Genomic DNA, 2,279 nt, shown 5'->3' on the forward strand with positions numbered 1-2,279 from the left:
GCTGCGCTGGTGATCGGCGTCGGCTGGCTGCTCGGCTGGCCCGCAATTCAGCCTGCCGCCGCGCCACCTGCACCGCAGCTCAATGCCGCCATCGACGGTCTCACCGCGCGCCTCGCGGGCCTGGAGTCGAAAGCGGGTAAGCCAGCGGCCGATCCCGCCGCTGCCGCGCGCGCCGACGCCTTGGAAAAATCGGTCGCGACGCTGCGCACGGAACTCGCCGCGACGCGCGCGCAAGGCGAGAAGCTGGCGTCCGCCATCAATGAGGTGAGAACTGCGCCGCGCGGCGACGGCGCCGCGTCCGTCGATCTCTCGGGGGTCGACGAACGGATTGCGAAAATCGAAAGCCAGATGCGGGCGCAGAACGCCGAGATCGCGCAGCAAGGCAGCAGGCTTACCGACGTCAAACCTGCCGACGATCTGCCGCTGCGCCGCCTGGTGGCGGGAGCGCTGCTCGACGTGCTGGTCCGGATCGGCGATCCCTATCCGGCCGCGCTCGCCGCGACGAAAGCGCTGGCACCCAATCCGGATGTCCTGAAGCCGCTCGATCAATTTGCGGAAAAGGGCGTGCCGAATGCCGGCAAGCTGAGCACGGAACTGCTGGCGTTGGTGCCGAAGCTGTTACCGGCTGCCCAGCAGAGCACCGCTACGACCGGCACGGGCATCGTCGAGCGTCTGCAGGCGGGCGCCGCCAAACTGGTGAAGATCGAGCGCACCGACACCGCCGGCACGGATCGCGGCGCCGTGGTGGCGCGGGTGACGGCAGCGGCGCTGCGAAACGATTTCAATGAAGCGCGGCGGGAATTGAAGACGCTGGAGCCGGCCGATCGCGCCGCGGCGCAATCATGGCTTGAAAGCGCCGATGCGCGCGACGCCGCGCTGGCCGCATCCCGTCAATTCGCGACCGACGCCATGGCCGCGCTCGCCAAACCGGCGCAATAAGGATTTCAATGGTCCGGATCATTCTGTTTCTGTTGCTGATCGCGCTGGGTGCGGCCGGCGCGGCCTGGGTCGCCGAACAGACCGGCGATGTCGTGCTGTCATGGGGCGGCTACCGCATCCAGACCACGCTGCCGGTGTTCGTGCTGGCGCTCGGCATCGTGATTGTTGCGGCCATGATGTCGTGGGCGATCCTGCGCGGGCTGTGGCGGACGCCGGAACGCGTCAGACGCAACCGGCGCGAACGCCGCCATGCCCGTGGCCGCCATGCAATTACGCAAGGACTGCTCGCGATCGGCCATGGCGATTCCACCGCCGCCCGTATCCACGCCGAAGCCGCGCGAAAACATGCGGCGCACGATCCGCTGTCCCTGCTGTTGCATGCGCAATCAGCGCAACTCGATGGCGACCGCGAGGGCGCGCAGCGCGCCTTCCGCGCCATGGCCGAGCGTGAGGACACGCGGCTGTTGGGGCTGCGCGGCCTGTTCATCGAGGCGCAGCGCGCCGACGATCCCGTCGCCGCCGTGATGGTCGCCGAGGAAGCGCTAAAACTGTCGCCGTCCTCGTCATGGGCCTCGCATGCCGTGCTCGGCTTCTGCTGCGCCAAGGGCGATTGGGCCGGCGCGCTGAAAATCCTCGACAACAATCAATCGGCCGGGCTGATCGACAAGGCGACCTATCGCAGGCAGCGCGGCGTGCTGTTGACGGCGCGGGCGCTCGAACTCGAAAAGGTCGATCGCGATCTGGCGCGCGAGAGCGTGATGGAAGCGGTCAAGCTGGCGCCGACGCTGGTGCCGGCTGCGGTGCTTGCGAGCAAGTTCGAAAGCGAAGCGCATCAGACCCGGCGTTCGATGCGGATCGTCGAGACCGCGTGGTTGGCGCAGCCGCATCCCGATCTTGCGGACGCCTATGCACATGTGAAGTTAGGGGATTCCGCACGCCAACGGCTGGTGCGGGTCGAGACGCTCGCGGCGAAGATGCCCGGCCACGTCGAGGGCGCGCTGGCGGTTGCGCGCGCCGCGATCGACGCGTCCGAATTTACCAAGGCGCGCGAGGCGCTGGCGCCGTTCATCGCAGCTCCTACGCAGCGGGTCGCGCTGTTGATGGCGGAGCTCGAACGCACCGAGCATGGCGATAGCGGCCGGGCGCGGGCATGGACCTTGCGCGCGGTGCGCGCGCTGCACGATCCGGCCTGGACCGCGGACGGCTATGTCAGCGATCGCTGGCGGCCGGTCTCTCCGGTCACGGGGCGGCTGGATGCCTTCCAGTGGCAGACGCCGGTCGCGGCGCTGCCGTCCGACAAGGGGCCCGCGATCGAATCTTCGGCGTTCGAGGAAGCCATG

At 68.6% G+C, this 2,279-nt stretch carries 2 protein-coding genes; both read left to right on the top strand.

The window, feature by feature from the left end; translation table 11 throughout:
* On the top strand, positions 1 to 939 hold a 939-nt coding region (locus tag CP49_RS45920; protein ID WP_057850435.1), incomplete at its 5' end, for a COG4223 family protein.
* Between the two features lie 8 nt (positions 940 to 947).
* The coding region (locus tag CP49_RS11820) for a heme biosynthesis protein HemY (RefSeq protein ID WP_057850436.1) at positions 948 to 2,279 on the top strand (1,332 nt) is incomplete at its 3' end.

Origin of the sequence: Bradyrhizobium valentinum (assembly GCF_001440405.1) — a bacterium.
In the GTDB taxonomy this organism is placed as follows: Bacteria; Pseudomonadota; Alphaproteobacteria; order Rhizobiales; family Xanthobacteraceae; genus Bradyrhizobium; species Bradyrhizobium valentinum.